19 protein-coding genes and 1 pseudogene are annotated in these 20,629 nt (G+C 39.3%); 3 read left to right on the top strand and 17 right to left on the bottom strand.

Annotated features, from left to right (window positions below; translation table 11 throughout):
* Positions 1-21: 21 nt before the first annotated feature.
* The 14 genes from BACFIN_RS23285 to BACFIN_RS11120 form a co-directional block, all read right to left on the bottom strand.
* The gene (locus BACFIN_RS23285; protein ID WP_007752644.1) at positions 22-1,683 is read right to left on the bottom strand and encodes an SEL1-like repeat protein; all 1,662 of its coding nucleotides are present in this window, start codon (positions 1,681-1,683) and stop codon (positions 22-24) included.
* A gap of 68 nt (positions 1,684-1,751) precedes the next feature.
* On the bottom strand, positions 1,752-2,144 hold the full coding sequence (locus BACFIN_RS11075; protein WP_007752641.1) for a YkvA family protein: 393 nt from the start codon (positions 2,142-2,144) through the stop codon (positions 1,752-1,754).
* Between the two features lie 3 nt (positions 2,145-2,147).
* On the bottom strand, positions 2,148-2,372 hold the full coding sequence (locus BACFIN_RS11080) for a hypothetical protein (protein WP_032839550.1): 225 nt from the start codon (positions 2,370-2,372) through the stop codon (positions 2,148-2,150).
* 10 nt (positions 2,373-2,382) lie between these two features.
* The gene (locus BACFIN_RS11085; protein ID WP_230325656.1) at positions 2,383-2,661 is read right to left on the bottom strand and encodes a hypothetical protein; all 279 of its coding nucleotides are present in this window, start codon (positions 2,659-2,661) and stop codon (positions 2,383-2,385) included.
* 4 nt (positions 2,662-2,665) lie between these two features.
* On the bottom strand, positions 2,666-4,342 hold the full coding sequence (locus BACFIN_RS11090; protein ID WP_232281649.1) for an HNH endonuclease family protein: 1,677 nt from the start codon (positions 4,340-4,342) through the stop codon (positions 2,666-2,668).
* A 26-nt stretch (positions 4,343-4,368) separates the two neighbouring features.
* Positions 4,369-7,098, bottom strand: coding sequence for an ATP-binding protein (locus tag BACFIN_RS11095; protein WP_032839549.1), 2,730 nt, complete (start codon positions 7,096-7,098; stop codon positions 4,369-4,371).
* Positions 7,099-7,111: 13 nt separating this feature from the next.
* Positions 7,112-8,221, bottom strand: a complete 1,110-nt coding sequence (locus BACFIN_RS23280) for a hypothetical protein (protein ID WP_232281648.1) — start codon at positions 8,219-8,221, stop codon at positions 7,112-7,114.
* Between the two features lie 58 nt (positions 8,222-8,279).
* Positions 8,280-9,029 (bottom strand): Hsp70 family protein, encoded by a 750-nt coding sequence (locus BACFIN_RS23275; protein WP_007752608.1) that lies wholly within the window; start codon positions 9,027-9,029, stop codon positions 8,280-8,282.
* Positions 9,026-9,829: a hypothetical protein gene (locus BACFIN_RS11100; RefSeq protein WP_007752605.1), complete on the bottom strand. Its 804-nt coding sequence runs from the start codon at positions 9,827-9,829 to the stop codon at positions 9,026-9,028. The genes BACFIN_RS23275 and BACFIN_RS11100 overlap by 4 nt, the downstream gene beginning before the upstream one ends.
* Before the next feature lie 231 nt (positions 9,830-10,060).
* Positions 10,061-10,468, bottom strand: coding sequence for a hypothetical protein (locus BACFIN_RS11105; RefSeq protein WP_007752604.1), 408 nt, complete (start codon positions 10,466-10,468; stop codon positions 10,061-10,063).
* 56 nt (positions 10,469-10,524) lie between these two features.
* Positions 10,525-10,719 (bottom strand): hypothetical protein, encoded by a 195-nt coding sequence (locus BACFIN_RS11110; protein WP_007752603.1) that lies wholly within the window; start codon positions 10,717-10,719, stop codon positions 10,525-10,527.
* A 12-nt stretch (positions 10,720-10,731) separates the two neighbouring features.
* Entirely contained in the window at positions 10,732-11,247 is a 516-nt protein-coding gene (locus tag BACFIN_RS11115) for a phospholipase D-like domain-containing protein (RefSeq protein ID WP_032839547.1), read from the bottom strand.
* Between the two features lie 11 nt (positions 11,248-11,258).
* Positions 11,259-11,786 (bottom strand): tetratricopeptide repeat protein, encoded by a 528-nt coding sequence (locus tag BACFIN_RS21245; RefSeq protein ID WP_007752601.1) that lies wholly within the window; start codon positions 11,784-11,786, stop codon positions 11,259-11,261.
* A gap of 11 nt (positions 11,787-11,797) precedes the next feature.
* Positions 11,798-12,682, bottom strand: coding sequence for a hypothetical protein (locus BACFIN_RS11120; protein ID WP_007752600.1), 885 nt, complete (start codon positions 12,680-12,682; stop codon positions 11,798-11,800).
* 467 nt (positions 12,683-13,149) lie between these two features.
* Between BACFIN_RS11120 and BACFIN_RS11125 the strand changes: the two genes are divergently transcribed.
* On the top strand, positions 13,150-14,616 hold the full coding sequence (locus BACFIN_RS11125) for a hypothetical protein (protein WP_007752592.1): 1,467 nt from the start codon (positions 13,150-13,152) through the stop codon (positions 14,614-14,616).
* 151 nt (positions 14,617-14,767) lie between these two features.
* On the opposite strand, the gene BACFIN_RS23270 is transcribed toward BACFIN_RS11125, so the two are convergent.
* Complete coding sequence (locus tag BACFIN_RS23270) at positions 14,768-14,938, bottom strand: hypothetical protein (RefSeq protein ID WP_007752590.1); 171 nt, start codon at positions 14,936-14,938, stop codon at positions 14,768-14,770.
* Positions 14,939-15,328: 390 nt separating this feature from the next.
* Between BACFIN_RS23270 and map the strand changes: the two genes are divergently transcribed.
* Together map and BACFIN_RS11135 are read left to right on the top strand one after the other, a co-directional pair.
* Positions 15,329-16,183 carry a type I methionyl aminopeptidase gene (gene map, locus BACFIN_RS11130; protein WP_007752584.1) on the top strand — a complete coding sequence of 285 codons (855 nt, stop codon included), beginning with the start codon at positions 15,329-15,331 and terminating at the stop codon, positions 16,181-16,183.
* Positions 16,183-17,415 carry a DNA recombination protein RmuC gene (locus BACFIN_RS11135; protein WP_007752581.1) on the top strand — a complete coding sequence of 411 codons (1,233 nt, stop codon included), beginning with the start codon at positions 16,183-16,185 and terminating at the stop codon, positions 17,413-17,415. Before map ends, BACFIN_RS11135 begins: the two co-directional genes overlap by 1 nt.
* A gap of 52 nt (positions 17,416-17,467) precedes the next feature.
* Here the strand turns inward: BACFIN_RS11135 and BACFIN_RS20725 are convergent.
* Positions 17,468-18,669: pseudogene (locus BACFIN_RS20725) on the bottom strand (sodium:proton antiporter).
* Positions 18,670-18,756: 87 nt separating this feature from the next.
* On the bottom strand, positions 18,757-20,538 hold the full coding sequence (gene lepA, locus BACFIN_RS11140; protein WP_007752572.1) for a translation elongation factor 4: 1,782 nt from the start codon (positions 20,536-20,538) through the stop codon (positions 18,757-18,759).
* Positions 20,539-20,629: the final 91 nt, after the last annotated feature.

Here is a 20,629-nt window from a genome sequence, read left to right as displayed (position 1 = left end):
ACATTGAGCTTCTTCATGACCTTATTCGGCAGACTTACGATACCAATCTGCTGCCAATTCTAGATTTTGCTCTACTCCGAGACCTTCTGCATACAAAACTCCTAGACGGAGCTGAGCGTCCGAATAATCCTGCTCGGCAGATAACCGATACCATTTGAAGGCTACGGAATAATCCTGCTCCACACCTTGACCTAAACGATAGCAATCACCCAAACAACATTGAGCTCCGGCATTACCCTGATCAGCAGACCTACGATACCAATCGACTGCTAATTCTAAATTTTGCTCTACTCCGACACCTTCATCATATAAAACTCCTAAATAAAGTTGAGCGACCGAGTTCCCTTGTCTGGCTGATAACTGATACCATTTGAAAGATTCAGAATAATTCTGCTCCACACCTTGACCTAAACGATAGCAATCACCCAAGCAACATTGAGCGTCTGCATTACCCTGATCAGCAGATTTACGATACCAATCGACTGCCAATTCTAAATTTTGCTCTACTCCGACACCCTCTCTATACAAAAAACCTAAACAATATTGAGCGATAGAATTTCCCTGTTCGGCTGATAACTGATACCATTTGATAGATTCAGAATAATCCTGCTCCACACCTTGGCCTAAACGATAATAATCCCCCAAAGCGCATTGAGCATCTGCATTACCTTGTTCGGCAGACTTACGACACCAATCGACTGCTAATTCTAAATTCTGCTCTACTCCAGCACCTTCTCCATATAAAAGCCCTAAATAATATTGAGCGTCCAGATCTCCCTGTTCAGCTGATAACTGATACCATTTGAAGGCTGCGGAATAATCCTGATCCACACCATCACCTAAACGATAGTAATCACCCAAACAACATTGAGCGACAGAATTTCCCTGTTCGGCAGATAACTGATACCATCTGAAAGCCATAAAATCATCTTGCTCCACTCCATCACCTAGACCATAACAAGCTCCTAAAAGACATTGAGCATCTGCATTTCCTTGTTCAGCAGACTTACGATACCAATCGACAGCCAATTCTGAGTTTCGCTCTACTCCAGCACCTTCTCCATATAAAAGTCCTAAACAATATTGAGCGTCCGAATATCCCTGCTCAGCAGATAACTGATACCATTTAAAGGCTGCGGAATAATCCTGATCCACGCCTTGACCTGAGCGATAACAATCACCTAAACTACACTGAGCTTCTGCATTACCTTGTTCGGCAGACTTACGACACCAATCGACTGCTAATTCTAAATTCTGCTCTACTCCAGCACCTTCTCCATATAAAAGTCCTAAATAATATTGAGCGTCCAGATCTCCCTGTTCAGCTGATAACTGATACCATTTGAAGGCTGCGGAATAATTCTGCTCCACGCCTAGACCTACACGATAGCAATCACCCAAGAGATATTGAGCTTCTGCATTACCTTGCTCGGCAGACTTACGATACCAATCGACAGCTAATTCTAAATTTTGCTCTACGTCGAGACCTTCTTCATATAAAGTTCCCAAACAAAATTGAGCGTCCGAATATCCTTGTTCGGCAGATAACTGATACCATTTGAAGGCTGCGGAATAATCCTGCTCCACGCCCAGACCTAAACGATAGCAATCACCCAAACTACACTGAGCTTCCGCATCACCTTGCTCAGCCTTTTTTTTATATTCATCTATTTCTTTACTCATAATTCTTACACTTATAGTTCATATTTAAATACAATAGCCAATGAAGCTGAATTAGAAGAAAGCAATAACTATTTATTTCCTTTCTCACAATCGGGATTCCACTCCATGTACTGATCCAACTCTTTAGATGTAACATTTAAAGCCCAAATAATTATTGCCGTATCATCCACAAACCCCATTGGTAGAAAATCAGGAATTAAATCTATAGGAGAAAGTAAATAAAGGGTGGCTGCTATGATATAAATCAAACAACCAACATCATAATCCTTATATTTTCCCGTTGCAATATCTCGCAAATAACAATACATCAGCCTAATCTGCTTTCGAAGATTAGCTAAACCTTTTCTCGACAAAAATAATCCTAACTGAAAGACTAACGCTTTCAATCTCCTCGGATTATAAGCATACTTTGTTGCTTTGACTGTCCAATCTGATTGTAAAAAGCTAGAGACGAAAGACATAAACTAAAATTTTTTAACTTCAAAATAGTTAGTACCTAATATATTCTCATGCCCTTTTATATTGAAATTTCTAAGTTCCAATTGTTTAATTACAGCTTCTTTACTATTAATAGAATCAAATGGCAAACGTCCAAAAGGAAGATTTACAAAAAAAGTTTGTCCTTTATCAATCTTCATTCCTCCACTAAGTTGTATATTCACTTTTGCCATTAATTGAAATTGTGACATATTATCTTTATTATTTAATTCCACGATTAATACTTCTCATAGCTCTTTCAGGCTCCTTGATTAACCAATCTATCGTCAACAAAGCAGCTGGATAAGTCATATCAAATTTTTGTTTCAGCTCCGACAACTTAAAACCTTCGACAGTATAATCCATTTCTTCTTCATTGCCCAACCAACATTGAAGCCCTTGTTGCAAGCTATCATCCATTTTAAGTAATTCAGGAATAACAGCAAGAGCCTGCTTCTCCGTATATCCTCTTGAAATCAATATATTCTTTATTTGGTCCATATCATTATGCTTTTTTATCCATATAACTTTTAAATACATCTTCTGAAAAAGCCCGTGCATCCGCTTCTACAGGTTGCATCTCGTAAATTTTAAATCCGAAATGTTTCACGTCTTGATACCCATATTCAATTTCGTTCATACGCCAATTAGAGATCTCTCCTTGACGCGGATGCACCTCTCTCTCATATAAATTATAACATTGATACGCATGACGTCCTTCATGGACTAATGTTTCTAAAACGTTATTGTATGCCTTTTCGGAATTAGAACTAATGAAGTCACTATTTATTACAATCTTATTAGAATCTTGCGAATAATAACCCATATGACCATCACCAAGTTTTTTAGCACAAACTTCGCAAGACGGACGATGAGCAATCTCAGCAATATTATTTTCTAATTCCTGTAATACCTCCATCCGCTTATCAAAAGATATTTCTTTCCATTCATTATAATTCAGTTCTTTCATGCAGCTCATTGTTTCTGATATTTCTTCTATCTGAACAGCGTCTTGCGGTGCCTCCAAATACAAAGGATTGATATCGTGCTGTATTGATTCTAATAACTTTGCCACCCCTTCATCCGAATCAATTGCCTTGGGAGGAAAACCTTCCATATCATTTAATTCATCAATTCTGTCAATCAACAAATCTGCATCTTTTAATGGCAATATTTCGCTAATATACTCCAACTGAGAAGAAGATAAGTTACTACGAATCTGTTCCGTATCATGACATTCAAATCCTTTAAAGTAATTTTTCTCATTCATTAGCCAACTGCCTCCTAAATGATTGACAGCCTTATGCAAATCCGTAGGTACATATTGCATTTCCGCATTGCCTGAATGATGAGGGGTTAAACCGAGTATTGTTTCAGCCACTTTACCATTGGCTATTTCCCGCAAAGCCAATTCTTGCTGTTCGGTAAATGTCCCCGGAAAATGTTTGCCCTCGATAAAATTTTGAGCCAATATCCGTGTAGCTTCTTTTTTATGAGAAGAAGCGTCTCTTATCACAGCATCCTCTTTTATCGAAATAGTGGCAACCGCATATTTTTTAAAATCCGGAGTACCATAAGTACGCACTAACATACCATGATATTGTCTTTCTTCCTTGACTATGGGAATTTCGTATTTTGTCCCATTCACTTCAACCACCTTTATACTTCCTGTCAAACTGCTGTTAGGACCGTACACGTTATAAGTATCTTTAATTTCATACCCAGGCAAACGAAATTCTCCTCTTTGCACATTCGTGTAATAGTTTTCCGTACGACGATAATAATGCTCCCCTATCAGTACTTCTCCTGTTTTTTGAACAGAATCCAGACTTACTACTACAACCTTGTCTTCATTTATCAAATCAAGAGAACCGCTATTTACCTTTATATCCAAATTATGGTCCAACGAAAAATCCTTAATCTTTTGGTAATCTTCCCGCTCTAAACTTACTTGTTTACATAATTCTTCATACTCCTGAGAAAAATATTGTTCTCTCTCCAGGGAATCCAACAAACTAAGTATTTGCTTCTCATTTACACAAGACAATTCTTTTATTTCATTCAAACGATTCTGATACGTCTCAAAATCATTCATGACATCCACTTCTCTCAAATAATCTATCTCATTGGGAGATAGTACAGACTGCTTCAAGTTTTCACTTGAAACAGTCAAAACGTCCATGTTTTGCTTGCAGAACAACATCATTACTATTTTACCTTATTTACTTGAACCCAATATGTATCTGTAGATAATGAATTAGAAACCACGCATTGTCCTGTCAGCAATTTTGCTATTATCTTACGTTGCTCATCATTCAGCCCCATTGATTCACCGATTGCTTTACAATCATCTTCAGCGACCAGACGATGCGTTATTTTCAGGTTCGTGTTCTTAATTGCGTCCGGAATCAGACGTGTCGGCACTTGGTCTACCAAGAGCATACCTTCGCCATACGCCCGAATTTCCGACAACATATTACTGAACATCATTGCCGATTTATATTGGGGAAGTTCTTGATTCTCACATCTCGGCATCACTCGATGTGCTTCTTCAATAACCGTTAAATGCCGACACGTATTGTCATTGAAATCAATTTCCCCCACTTCGGCTTGCGCCGTGCGATACTCATATAAGAATTGAAGAATCAAAGCCATGAAGAACGACTTGTCAATATCATCTCCCACATACGAAAGATTGATGACACACCGTTTGCCAAATAAATCTAACCAAGGAGTAGAATGCAAAGTATTCAGCATTTCTCCTTTCCATCCCCTTTTCAAGCTATCAATACGAGTATTCAGACACGCTTTCATATTGCGTTCTATCCGTTCCTCATACTGACGGTTGGAAATAACCTTATCCACACAAACGCTCATACTGTTTAGTGTAGGAGGTAGAGTAGCCCCAAATACAGGTTCTTTTCCTAACCAGTCTGTAGACTTATTCTGATAAACCGTATAAATCAAATCTTCCATCAGAACAGGAAGAATATCATACATAGGAAACGCGGCTGCAAAAGTCGACTTCAAGCGGTCGATATGCGTCAGCACATTCGGTTCTAATTCTTCTTTCAACCAAACCAACTCAAAAGGATTCAACTTCAGTGTTTTAGGTTCATAACCTGTCTTGTACTTCTTACAGCCGGGAATATAAATATCAATAGGATGCTCTGGATGCAATTCATTATAATGCAATGCCCAATCTATGTATTCCGTCTTTGCCGGTTCAATTACCAAAAACGGGCAATCCATATCCAAACCGTTCAATATTGCTTGAACCGTATTCGTCTTACCGCTACCATTGATTCCGGAAAGCAAAGTGTGGCGAGATAATACATCTATAGGAATATGGTAATTGAGCTTTGTCTCAGTTCCGCCATATAATAATTTTCCAAATGCAATATCCTTTTCTTTCTCTTCGTCCTGCTGGTTCAGACTAAATTCAGGTGAACTGTCTATTACGCTAATTCCCGGAACAGCACGTAACGGAAAATTAATCAGATAAGAAAGCTCCTTGGTAGTAAGAAGAGTTTTCAATTCCTTGAACTGCTCACCTAACGGATGCTCGAAATATTCACCAGAAGGTGTTTTAATACGTATCGTCGGTGGTGCCATTAATGCCAACGTATTGTTCTTATCTCGGTCAACCAATGAAGATATATCATGGATACGTATCGGTTCAAATATAGATTCCTGGCCACTTAATATTGACCTTAATTGCAACGAACCACTTTGAATATCCGCTTCCTTTTCTGCCATTAGATAAACACCTACGTTCCAACAGCCGATAGCCTTTCCCGTCTCAAACCGTTTAGAATGATAAAACAAATGTTCTGAAACAGATTCGATATGCTTATTAACCAAATTCTGACTAATAGTTTTACTTTGACTTTGGCTAAATCCTGTAGTTTCCGATTCTGTCGTTCCTTCTGAATACCCCTTTGTTTTTCGAGGAGAAAAAGCCGTCAACAAATTTACCCCTGCTATATTTTGGGATGCTCTCAAGAAAGAAGTACCTAAAGCCAAAGCTGTTGTAACAGCTCCTGCAGGTGGAAAAAATGCAGAAGCTAACATTAATCCGACACCTGCTAATTGCCATCCTTTATTTGTACTTTCTTGAGAAATTGATTTTGACATACTTTTTCCATAAGAATAAGAACTACTGCTTCCTTTAGAATCACTTTCCGAAAAATTAAACGACTTCAAAGACTCTGCCTGTCCATTAAAATCCCTGCATTTATACAATATTTCATCAATCTCTTGTTCGAGAACTGGATCTGCAACGACTAAATATGAAAAGTTCTTCTTCCTCATTCCCGCAATCAATTTATCTATCGTTGCCGGATAAATTGACTTATACTGGCTCTCCATAGAAGGAATACCGGTTATGGAATAAATATAATCGTATCCTTTTTCTTCGTCTTTAATCTTGTCAGATATAAAATTTAAACGATTTCTACCCTTAACGACCACACATTTCACTCCCGGCCAGATGCCTTCTATGAAATCAGCTAAACTATCCACGAAAGATGATTTCACCTCTTTACCTGCAACTGGGCGGATACCTATATAAAGATGGCAAACACCATCTTCACTATGTACAAGAAAAAGCAATTGGATTTTCTTTGGTAAAGAACACGTGGAAAGAATCTTTTGTATAGCAGAAAAACAATTTTCCACATTATTATCAAGCGGCTTTCCGATACGTTCTATCTCTATCCAATATGGAGCCAATGGAGAATCAAACCGATGAACAGATTCCAATCTAAATCCATCATAAATCTGACCTTCTTTATTTATCTCATTCAAGTATTTCCGTTCCATCGTAAAAGACAAAGACTTGGCAACGGCATTAGCCGCCAATATCTTAGCTATTGGTTCGAAACGATCTTCACTTTTTCCCTCATTTTGAGGCATTATTTCATTACCTTTTTCCATCTCGATCTGTTTTTTATTCAATTGCAATTTTTACTCTGTCTATATTACTTTGAATCAACTTTGAAAGATAAGTCTCCAACTCTTTCGACACGACATTGACAAACGAAGCATCTTGCGAAAACTGTTTAACTAGTTCCGTTTTAATACCAGCTTTTATCTTCGACTCATTCTTTTCAAGTTCATGACAGATATCTTTGCGCCTACTCTCCTCCGACTTAAATCTATATATCAAATATTTGATTGTCTGGTATATAATCGAAAAGATTCCAAACAAGAATATGCCAAGAGCCGCCCACAACATTTTACTGATAATGCCCGATGTGTGTTTCATACATATATCGGAGATGTTTTGTGTATCCAAACTTATATTCGAAACCGCATTATGCACATTCTTTATTTCTTGTCCAGGGGCATACTTACAAATAATTTTATTCAACTCTTTCCTGACATTTTCACCCTCACGTTGAAAAAACTGATTAAAGACTCCGGAAATAACAGACAACACCCCGCTCTCAGAAAACTTCTCCAATTTCGAACGGATATCACCTTCCAAGTCTTTTACGCCTAATTTCTTATCCAAGTCTTTTCTTTTAAAATCCAAACAAGCTTCATGTACCACACTCCACGAAGTCTCCGAAATAACACCTGCCATATTTTCAATCAGTATATCCATGCTCTCGCGCAGTCTTTGAGGTTCGACCAACTTCATCTTTTCTTTTTCCAAATCTTTCCTCAATACATCAACTATCGCATCGACTGTTCCTAAAAGCGCAATTCCTCTTGATACTACCAACGAAGAGTCAGCTCCGCCGCTTTTCACTTGCTCATCCGAAAGCTGGAACATCTCTGCGACAAGCGGCTTTAAAAAGTTCATTCTTGTCGCTCCGCCGGCAAGATAAACTCCATAAACCTCTTTACCTCGGAGATGTTTAGTTTGAAAATTCTTTATAGCCTCTTTGATACGTGTCTTATAATGACATGTTTGTTCCAACCAATCATTGAAAGCATTTACGCTTGAAAACTTTAATTTCAATGCAACATCCTCATATTTAGCAGCGTCCTTTTCTTCCAAGTAACTTGATAATTGCTCCAAGTCTATTTTCACACGGACACTCGTATCCATATCTATTCTATTATAAACTGCTTCCTTCTCCTCTCTCACTTTAAAAAGAAGCGCATCTTTACATGCAGGATATTTTTTTTAGAAAATCCGAGAACCTATCATCCTTTAGCAACAATTGCTCAAAAATCGTCTGTTCAATCAGAGATGCCCCACAGGGTTCTCCATCATCTATTATGCTGGAAGGGTCATCCAAAGTCAAATAGGTGAAGTCTAATGTACTTGAACCTAAATCAAAAACAATCCCTCCTCTCGATATATTCTTGCGGAATTCATCTTTGTTCATTGCATAAAAAATGGCAGCACGTGATTCTGAAGTCAAACCTCCCAATGGTATGTCGGCTGCTATTGCCATCCTTTTATACAAATCTTTCACTTCGTCATCCTTCCATCCCGACGGTCGAGCAATATATACAATATGGTTACCTTTTTTCAACTTATCTGTTTTTTCAAGAATCTTTGCATATACCGCGCGCATATAGGCAATCATCAGCTGCTCCGGTTCACCCTTAATATCTTCAGGGCATTGTTTAAAACAGACTCTCGTTTTAGTATTGGAGGTCATTGAATCCAATCGGAAAGCGTCACTTCCGATATGTTCTCTTCCATCCAGAGTGATACTAATCGCCGATGGAAGCACTCTCAGACTACCTGCAAATTCTATGTCAGAAACGGCAGATTCTCTCTGTCCGGCATCCTTATCCCATTCCAATTTACAATAGGCTGCTGATGTCTCTCCGTGTCCAAAATCTATTCCGACTACGTATTCATGCCGACTTTTATCGGGCTTTACCAATGGTATTTTACTCATAATGTTACAATTTCTGTGATTTTTCCGTCTACAACGGACAAACCATAATTTTCCAATGTTTCAGAAAGATCGGCGATCTTTTTCTCTACTTTTTTCATTCTCTTATCCGGCTCACCGGTGTTCTGCTCTATAGCCACCAATGCTTGAATAGCTTGAAGCAACAAAGGATAATCTCTTTGCAAAGAGGGCTTTTCTCTTTGTTTGTACATATTTTTTACCCGAGTTACTTGCACACGATATGTTTCTATCAAACCATCAATCTTTTCACACACCGTTTTCACAATATTCACAAATACCTGAGTATCTATGGGACAAGATACGCTCTCTTTTTCCGTTGATTTCGTTTTATGCAAAGAAGTAACACCATATATCACAACGGCAGAACCTGCAATGGCACAGAAAACAGCCTTCCAAGTATCTAAGAAGATGCCGGACATTGTACCCACAACTGCTCCTGTAACAGTTCCCATCCACAGATAGGAGTTCTTCTCCTTTTGTCTACATTGATTATTGGCTTTGTTCAAAGAGACATAAGTTCCTCCTTCCATTCCTGCTACAATTTCGCGTACTATGTTTTGTTGCGCATTAAGTAGTTCTATAGCTGCAATCAGAATATAATCTTCTGATTGAGTTAAGCCTTGTCGATACTCACCATCATTCTCAAACATGGTATTCAATGCACCCATAACTATTCTTTGAACCTTACTTGCATCTTTGGGCAAAACCAAATCTTTAAGTTTATTCTCCAACTCCTTTTTGTTTGATTCAAACATAGAGGATAATGTATAATCTACTTCCATTTTTTTATTTATTATATGAATCAATTATTGATTTACCGATTTGTATGGTTTCTATTCATTCCCACACCCCACTATTTTACTTTTTGGAAATTTTAGAGAACAATAACCCTAAAAGTCCGAGCGATACTTTACCAACCGTAGTTATAGATTTCTTAATTAATGATATACTCATAATAACCTTTAGTTAAAAAATATGTATTCTTACACTCCTATTTTGCAAAATTATATCTTCTATTCTGCTTTTAAGTCATACTTCATTGTCAACGCTTTCATATAAGCGATACCTGACAACATGATTTGAACAAACGCAAGTAGCGAATCTCCCAATGGTATAAAACTCAAAACCATACTTGCAACAAATGCAAATGCAAAGTTGACAAGAATAGCAATCAAACATGTTGATACAAAATGTTCCCAAAATGGGATATTCACCAAATCACAAATTTTGCTATACATATGCCATAGCACACCAATGAAAAGAAATGAATCTAAGCCAAATGTAGGTAATATCATCACTAAGGAAGCACACCAAGCATGCCTTTTGACTGTACGAGCAATCTTGTCTGATAACACTTGATTGGCAGCAGATTTTAATGTTGCTTTTACAAACCGCCCCGCAACAAACTCTAATCCAAACATAATTTTATAATATTAGTTATTTCCATTTCCACATAGAAAATTCTATGTTCCTTCTGTTACTTCTTTTTCTTATCCATAAACATTTTCACTAATTTACCAGTTCCTTTCAATGCTCCACCTACTATAACTTGAGTAGTAGCTGTCGCAACTCCCAAACCAACAGATATAGGGTCCTTACCTAACAGTAATGCCCTACCACTATTCTCCAAAAGGAAATCTCCTCCCTTTTCCAATAAATTTTTATCTTCCATAATTTCAGTATATTAAATTAATATTCTATCTCCACAAAACCTCTTCCTCCCACATCCTTTACAATACTTCCCCATCCAGACTTCATCAAATTGTTTCACCGCATTTGTCACCACTTCCGGTATCTCCGTGAAGATACCGGCTTCAAAATTCCGATTTCTTTCACCTTTCATACCGAAAGCCGCACCTGTCATGTTGGCTGAGCCAATATAAACAGAGCACATATCAAAAATAAGAAGTTTAAAATGTACACGAGGACAAAGGACACGCTCCATCCCCGCCCAAAGAAGAGGATATTTATCAAAATCAGCACGGAAATTCGTACCGGGTTCTTTCGCATGAATCAGACGTATCGCCACTTTCTGCTTCACTTTCGTTTCCAAAAGTTGAAGTAATGGAACAACTGTTGAAGAGGGCTTCACATAAAGATCCTTCAAATCAGCGGTGCCGATCCAAAGAGTATGCTTTACTTTGTCGATTTGCTCCATCAGTAAAGCGTAGTGTTCTTCGTTATTTATATATTTTACCAATCCACAATACATTATACTGTTTTATTCCAAATCAACAATCTCATATTTTTATTCCATCTCTTTCTATTGCATTTCTTCCGCCTTGACACCCAACTACAAAAAAGAGTCACCACACAGATATTCAAAATTATAAAGGAAACAAGATCCCAACCTGTGAAAAAAGATAATAGCAATAATAGGTCTACAGCCAAAAAGGAAATTATCAGTTCCCAAGATATAGGTTCTATGAATGTGTCTAGCCTCTGAACCGTAAACGGATGTTTCTGTTTTGCAGCTTGCTGATACCATTTTCGTGCCTTTTTCATATCCTTACTGATTCCTAAGCCACCTTCATATAACCAAGCTGTTAGGAACTGAGCATCTGCATCACCATCTTCTGCCGCATCTTGGAGATAATTCAACGCCTTGTCATATTGATGAGTTATATGTTCACCAAAAGCATATAAATAACCAACATAAAATTTGGCTGCCTTTTCTCCTTGATTAGCAGCACGCCGAAACCAGACCTGCGCAGAATGTTCGTCCCCCAATTTTAACAAAGAGAGTCCTACTAGAAATGTGCCACCTTGTCTTTGTTTTTAGCTAATGGCATAAGCTGATGTACAGCCTGATTATATCGCTTTTCATTATAATACCCCCATCCAATTTCATAAACGTCACAATATTCTTCCAACGGTTTACTTTGATTTTCACCATCATCTGTCAAAATATCTACACTGGAAATCTTAGTATCTGTTGGAAAAATCGTATTTCCATACGCAAGTTCTTCTACATATTTTCGGATTGACTGCGCTTTAGAAACCGCCACATCCCGATATGCCTCTATATATTCTATCTGTTCATCTAAAGATTGAGAATCCGATTCATTCGTATTACCACAGATACCTTCAAGAAGAGTAATTATATCCTCACCCACTTTTTCTAGAATTTCTCCAAAGGGAAGTGAATCCAAATCGCGCCCTTCCAAGAACCTCTCTCCTATACTAAGCCGTAATATAATGGGAAAGGTTCTCATTTTCTTTATAACCGAAAGTGATTCAGTAATCCGCTCCTTCCCTTCAAAAGCAAAAGGAAGCGTAGCAACTAAAATAACCTTCTTCTTTTGAAAACTAAAGAAATGAGCTAGTCTGATTGTCAACTCGGCATTAACAGGTCTTCCAAGACAAGAAAGAAGAATGATTTCTTCAAACCTATCCATGTAACTCAATAAACGTTTTTCGATGTCCGGAAAATCGCCAAAAGTTGTGAATACTAAACTATCAAAAGTAAAATCATTATGAGAAAGAAATGAAACTGAACCTTCCTGCTTTTCAATGGCAAGATAAGTAAACCGGTCCTTAAAATGAGGATAGATGGTCATTGACATCAGATTAGTAGCCCCACTGGTTATGGCAACTAAGAGTGTTTTTCGTATGTGTTGTTTTTCATTTTCCATAATATGTTACTTTTCCCTTTACTTTTCCCGATTCATCCGATACTATGCAATCTAATCTTAAATGGAAAAGAAAAAGCACGGTACCATCATTTTATCGTCCTAAAGGCACCGCCAAGTAACCTACCCCGAATAAAACAACAGTCCGTGCCCATATATGGAACACGGACGTCTGTCGTTCTTTGTTCGGGGTTTCGTATAAAAATTGGCGGTATTTATAGGACCCTAAAGAAAACAAACGTCTTTTTACAATCTAATATGTCATTCGCACCGTAAACAATGCACGGCAAATATATAGATTATAATTGATAATCCTAATATAGGACGAACTGTTTTTTACATTTATTTTTCTCCTTTGACAGCAAAGAAAGCTAATATTTGCTTGCAACGCTTTCAATAAAAGTATATTTTTGTCTCCCAAATGGGAAATAAGGGTATAATTAGTATATACATACTAAATATTAGCAGATATGAGAAATGAAGATAAAGAAAATATACAACTGCGCAACCGCCTAAATGATCTCTGCTTACTGAGATTATTTCGGAACACCAAAAAAGAGTTTGGTGAATACATTGAATATAATCTGACTACCAACAACAGCATACTCAAAATAAAACCTTTCACAGCACGATGCTTATACAGAGAATTGAGTAGCCAAATATTCAGTGATACTTATTCAACCTTTGAAATAGATAAAGAATTGGAAGAATACCAAAAGGCTTCCGATATCTATCTAAATAAAATCAAGAAAAAAAGAATAGACTTACAGGAACCCAAATTATTATATTCATTCCTCCGCTATTATTACACTGATGGCCTGCAGGAACCGGATTGCAAGAACAAAGACCTTGATAAACTGATTCATATCGTCAATAAGAATAACGAAGTAGATGTCCCATTCTTATTGTTACTTATATTAAAGATACTTCCACCCTATAATTCCAAACAAGGAGACGTAAAGGATATTAATGCAGACTTCGCACGAGTTTATCATTTCTTTGAAGGATTCGTAAAAGATTCACCAAATTTGACGGAGCTTCCCGTACTGGAAATCATGAAGCATACATTCAATCAGTGTACACACAAAAACCGGATATTTTTAATAGATATGACCAAACGGATTCTTGGATGTTTTTGTGCGCTTACAAATCCCGGAGATGCATACGATTCAAATGCAGTTTCGGACAAAAAAGTACCAAACATCGATGAATGTTATTGGTATGACACGGATACTTCCTCTGACACTACTACCTTTTGGCAATTCGAGCAGATGGCGACATTCGATTATTTCCTCTATCGCTACAAAATTAAAATAGACCGGAAGGAAGTGGAATACAATAAATTTGAAGTTTCATTCTTCAATAATCTGAATTATCTAACTTTATATGCAGCCAAAAGTTCCTCGATTTTGGAGTTTATCATAGAAAAGAAGATAATACAAATGGACAAACAAGCATGGTATAAATGCAAGCTAGATAACGAAACCTTTCCTAACAAAATTGAATTGTGCGAAATACTTGCCGGAGAACCATTTCTGGGATTCAAGACTCTTTCGAGACTGACAGACAGTAAAAAAGAGGAACAAATAACCAATCGGATAAAAGAGTATAAATCAATCAATGCCAAAGATAATCCAGAAGAGAATGAATATACTTTTCTTTCTGCCCCAATCGCCATCACTGAAAAATTCATCTATATACAAATGGACAATTCTGAAGAAGAAGAGAATGAGAATAACAACCAACATTACTATCGCATCTCTAAAGAGAACAACGAAGGGTTAAAGAAAATCATGCTCAATGACTTTGTTGGAATATTGACGATACAGAACCGAAAATATATAGGCTTCTCTCCTCTCTCTTTATTCTTGGAAGTAACTGATGAAAAGGCATTGATAGAAAATAAAGTTGAAGTTGTAGACAGAATTATATTGTAATAGCAAAATGATATCACATTTCAGACTTTTATTTCCTTTTTCACCGTTGCCCAACAGTGAATTCATCGTTGTCCAATGCAAAATTCGCCGTTAGGCAACGATGAAAATACAAAAAGCAACCAATATTTTAAGTAATTTTTGGAATAAAATGTCAATCAAGTGGCAGGAAAAGAATATCACTTTCTTTTAATCTTTGAAATATCTGGCGATAACCATCACCGGCTTCTTCCAAAATCTCATCAATTGTTTGTCTCAATATATCTATTGTACATACACCGCCAACTGAAGTATTTATAAAAGCTTCATGAAAAGTCTTCTGCATATAATAAGGTTCCCGCCAAACAGTCCGTATATCCTCAATACATCCTTCTCATGGATATCCCGTTCATACGCCCTGAACCATTTGCAGACAAAAGGTATATATTCTTCTGTCGAAATAGGATGTAACTCCATTATCGACGTACTATTATAAAAAGGTCTGGCTGAAGAAAGAAACATCTCCGTAACAAGATGGCGTTCGCTACCGGCAAAGATAAAAGGGTTTTCCATTATTCATGTATTTAATGAACACAAATATAATTATTACATTCGTATAATACAAATTCAATAAAATCGACTCTCACCACCGAGCCTGAAAAGTTTTAAAAGCCCAAAAGCTACATCTTCCATTAAATCTCGTACCTTTGCTGTCGATTTTAAATATCATATAATAATGAAGAACTTTATCAAGGGATTCCGGTTTACTCCCTCCAATTATCCGGCTGCAGTAGAAGAGAAAATACAGAAATACAGAAAACAAGGATACAAACTTCCGCCACGTAAGGTACTCCGTACCCCCGAGCAACTGGAAGGGATTCGTGAAAGCGCAAAAATCAATACAGCGTTGCTGGACTATATTTCGGAGAATATCCGTGAAGGGATGTCCACAGAAGAGATCGATGTGATGGTGTATGATTTCACAACCGCCCACGGAGCTATTCCCGCACCGCTCAACTATGAAGGATTTCCCAAAAGCGTCTGCACAAGTATCAATGATGTAGTGTGTCATGGGATACCCAACAAGCACGAGATTCTCAGAAGCGGTGATATTATCAACGTAGACGTTTCTACCATTTACAAAGGATATTTCTCCGATGCATCCCGGATGTTTATGATTGGAGAGGTCAGCCCTGAAATGCGCAAATTGGTTCAAGTGACCAAAGAATGTATGGAAATAGGTATTGCAGCCGCACAACCCTGGAAGCAATTGGGAGATGTAGGCGCAGCTATCCAAGCGCATGCCGAGAAGAACGGATTCAGTGTGGTACGTGATCTTTGCGGACATGGCGTAGGGATGAAGTTCCATGAAGAGCCGGATGTAGAACATTTCGGACGGCGAAGCACTGGCATGATGATCGTGCCGGGAATGACTTTTACCATCGAACCGATGATCAACATGGGAACTTACGAAGTATTCGTAGACGAAGCCGACGGATGGACAGTCTGCACGGACGACGGACTGCCTTCCGCCCAATGGGAAAACATGATTCTGATTACTGAAACCGGAAACGAAATTCTTACATATTGATGGAACTGATTCTACTCATTGCGATTGCCATATTAGTGACAGTCCTGCTGGTATTGGCTCTGACGAAAGGCAACAATCAAACGCAAGCGGAACAATTACAAATAGCCCTGCGCCAACAAATGCAAGAGAACCGGGAGGAACTGAACCGCAGTATCCGGGAACTCCGCATGGAAATGACGCAGACGCTCAACCAGAATATGCAGCAACTTCAAGACGTTCTGCACAAAAACATGATGACTACCGGAGAACTGCAACGGCAAAAGTTCGACATGATGGCCCGCCAGCAGGAAACGTTAATAAAATCCACCGAGAAACGTTTGGATGATATGCGTCTGATGGTGGAGGAGAAACTGCAAAAAACACTGAACGAACGAATTGGGCAATCCTTCGAGATAGTCCGTTCGCAACTGGAAAATGTGCAGAAAGGGCTGGGAGAAATGAAATCTCTCGCCCAAGATGTCGGCGGACTGAAAAAGGTATTGAGTAATGTGAAAATGCGGGGCACATTCGGAGAAGTCCAACTGGGTGCTTTATTGGAACAGATGATGAGTCCGGAACAGTACGATGCCAATGTCAAAACAAAAAAGAGCGGAACAGAATTCGTCGAGTTTGCCATTAAACTTCCGGGAAAAGATGACGCCAACAGCACTGTTTACCTCCCGATTGACGCTAAATTCCCCAAAGATATTTACGAACAGTATTATGATGCATTCGAGGCCGGAGATACCGCACTGATGGAGTCATCCGGCAAGCAACTGGAAAATACGATCAAGAAGATGGCAAAAGATATTCATGACAAATATGTGGACCCACCTTTCACTACGGACTTTGCCATCATGTTTTTGCCATTCGAAAGTATCTACGCTGAAGTTATCCGCCGTACCAGCCTCGTAGAGACACTCCAAAAAGAATATAAAATTGTAGTGACCGGACCGACGACATTAGGCGCTATCCTCAACAGTCTGCAAATGGGCTTCCGCACCCTGGCGATCCAAAAGCGTACCGGAGAAGTGTGGACTGTATTGGGAGCTGTCAAGACAGAATTCGGCAAGTTCGGAGGACTGCTTGAAAAGGTACAAAAGAACCTCCAAAGTGCCGGCGACCAACTGGAAGAAGTGATGGGGAAACGGACACGTGCCATTGAACGCAAACTACGGCAAGTGGAACAGTTACCCCATGAAGAAAGCCGGAAAATTCTACCTATTGACGGAATAGAAGAAGAGGAAGAATAGTCTCACAGGCTATCAGAGTTGCATTACGGATATAATCATCAGAATATGTTTGTCAAGAACGAATCGTTGTGCCCTTTGTCGTAACGGAACGCAGCGCCAGTTTTTTCACCCAAAGCACAAAGATTCCTGTCAAAATAAGGTTCAAGACCAAAGTCAATACTGAAATCACCAATGCCGGACCTCCCAGATTATATCCTAATGCTATGAAAATAATCCCCGCTCCCACTTCGCCACGGGTAAACATACCGATCGAAAGAGCCAAGCGCTCACTCAACTTCCGGTCGCGATAGAAGAACATCGGACAAAGTTTTCCTAGATTTGACAGTAAAGAAACAATCACGACATGGAATAGAATCATTCCCCACGACATCATTTCCTGCGAACCGGTCACCGAATGTGTACCGGCATGAGTCTCCGCAAAGTTCACTCCGATAAAATGAGGCATACTCATCCCCACCAGGAACATAAACAGAAAGGAGATTCCCGTAGCAACCGACCGTTCAACCGGTGTATCATGCTCTTTATGCTTCATGATCATTCCCAGAACAAATGCCGGTAAAAGCACTTCGATATGAATGCTTCCCGCTTCTCCGTATAGTTCCTTGCTGCCAAGATAAAGTATCTGAGTAGCCAGAAATATAATAACAGAATAAAAGAGGATAGCCTTCCAATCCTGCCGCCAATCATATTTATTCAATCGCTGCCAGCCGATAGACAGCAATAGAAACACAATCACCACTACAATAATCAACTGCCAGCGCAAACCGATCATCATAATCTGAAGAGGAATCATCAGGATAATCGTGTCCAGATCATCGAAGATAGCCAACACCTGTATTTTCTTATAAATCCAACTGGATTTCAATCCGATAGCAGCCAGCATTGTAAATAAGATACCCGCAGAGGTAGGGGCGGCAAAACGGCTTAGCAACAGATTCTCTCTTTCCATGCCTCCCAGCTATTCCAGTAATCGGGCGGAAGTAATATGAACACATAATAAATAGCAATCATAAACCAAGGGAGAGCAGCCGTTGCCATCGCTATAAAATAATCTTCGGCATAACTTTTCCAGCGGGACTTGTCAAGAACAAATTCCCGGCCCACGTTAATCATTATAAAACTAAGACATACATAAAGCAATACGTTAGAAATGGACTTGACAACTCCATACCCCTCTCCTGCTATCATTGGCAGGAATTGTGAAATGACGAGCCCCAACATCAGGAAGCCCGAAAAAGACAGTACTTTTCTCATATTTATAGTTGTTGCTGGTATATTAAAAACTAACCGCAAGTCAATTTGTTCAGCGCATATCTCTGAAAAATTGCTTGCGGCAATGTTTTAATCCAATTTCAGTACGGCAAGGAAGGCTTTCTGAGGAACCTCCACGTTGCCAATCTGCTTCATCCGTTTCTTACCCCTCTTCTGCTTTTCAAGCAGTTTTCGTTTACGGCTTACGTCGCCACCGTAACATTTGGCTGTTACGTCTTTACGGACTGCCTTGATGGTTTCACGCGCTATAATCTTAGCTCCAATAGCCGCCTGGATAGCAATCTCAAACTGTTGGCGGGGAATCAGTTCTTTCAATTTCTCACACATCCGACGTCCCATATCATAGGCATTGTCGAAATGGATCAGCGTAGACAGAGCGTCCACCGGCTCGCCGTTCAGCATAATATCCAGTTTCACCAGCTTGGAAGGTCTGAAACCGTTGGGATGATAGTCAAACGATGCATACCCTTTCGAAATACTCTTCAAACGGTCATAGAAGTCGATCACAATTTCCCCCAAAGGCATATTATAAAAGATCTCCACACGATTGCCGGAAATATATTCCTGTTTAAGAAGTTCTCCGCGTTTCCCCAGACAAAGCGTCATAATGGGGCCGATATAATCGGTAGTGGTGATGATGGAAGCCTTGATATAGGGTTCCTCGATATGATCGATCAATGTCGGGTCGGGCATACCACCGGGATTATGCACCTCCTTCATCTCTCCCTGTTTGTCATATATATTATAAGATACGTTGGGCACGGTAGTGATCACATTCATGTCGAATTCGCGATCAAGCCGTTCCTGCACGATCTCCATGTGGAGCAATCCCAGAAAACCGCAACGGAAACCAAAACCCAATGCCAATGAAGACTCCGGCTGGAAAGTCAAAGAAGCGTCGTTCAACTGCAATTTTTCCAACGAAGCGCGCAAATCTTCAAAATCTTCCGCCTCAATCGGATAAACTCCCGCAAATACCATCGGCTTCACTTCCTCAAATCCGGCGATAGCCTGCGCGCACGGACGGCCCACATGAGTGATGGTATCTCCCACTTTCACCTCTTTTGAAGTTTTAATACCGGAAATAATATACCCAACATCTCCCGTACGAAGCTCATTGCGAGGAACCAGCTCCATCTTCAATACCCCGACCTCGTCAGCGTCATATTCTTTACCCGTATTGAAGAACTTCACCTTATCCCCTTTCCGAATCACTCCGTTCTCAATCTTGAAATAGGCGATAATACCACGGAAAGAGTTGAATACGGAATCGAAGATCAATGCTTGCAGCGGCGCTTCCTCATCTCCTACCGGATGGGGAATACGTTCGATTACGGCTGCGAGAATCTCTTCCACCCCCATACCCGTCTTACCGGAAGCACGTATTATTTCCTCACGCTTGCAGCCCAGCAGTTCGACAATTTCATCTTCCACCTCTTCCGGCATGGCGCTTGCCATATCGCATTTATTGATTACAGGAATAATTTCAAGATCATGCTCGATAGCCATATACAGATTGGAAATGGTCTGTGCCTGTACTCCTTGAGATGCATCGACAATCAGCAACGCACCTTCACAGGCTGCGATAGAACGGGACACCTCATAGGAAAAGTCCACGTGTCCCGGAGTATCAATCAAGTTCAGGATATACTTCTCACCCTTATAATTATACTCCATCTGGATGGCATGGCTCTTGATTGTGATACCTCTCTCCTTCTCCAAGTCCATGTCGTCAAGCATCTGCCCTGAAGTCACCTGAATAGTGTTGGTATACTCCAACAAACGGTCGGCCAGAGTTGACTTACCATGATCAATGTGGGCTATAATGCAGAAATTTCGAATATTCTTCATTCTGAATTCTTATTATTTTGTCTTTTTCGGTGTGCAAAGATACGTAAATGGCGGAATATAAAAAAATGCGTTGATAACATTATGATAATGT

It is taken from the genome of Bacteroides finegoldii DSM 17565, assembly GCF_000156195.1.
Classification (GTDB): domain Bacteria; phylum Bacteroidota; class Bacteroidia; order Bacteroidales; family Bacteroidaceae; genus Bacteroides; species Bacteroides finegoldii.
The sequence above is the reverse complement of the archived record's forward strand: the minus strand, read 5'-3'. Positions and strand labels throughout refer to the sequence as shown.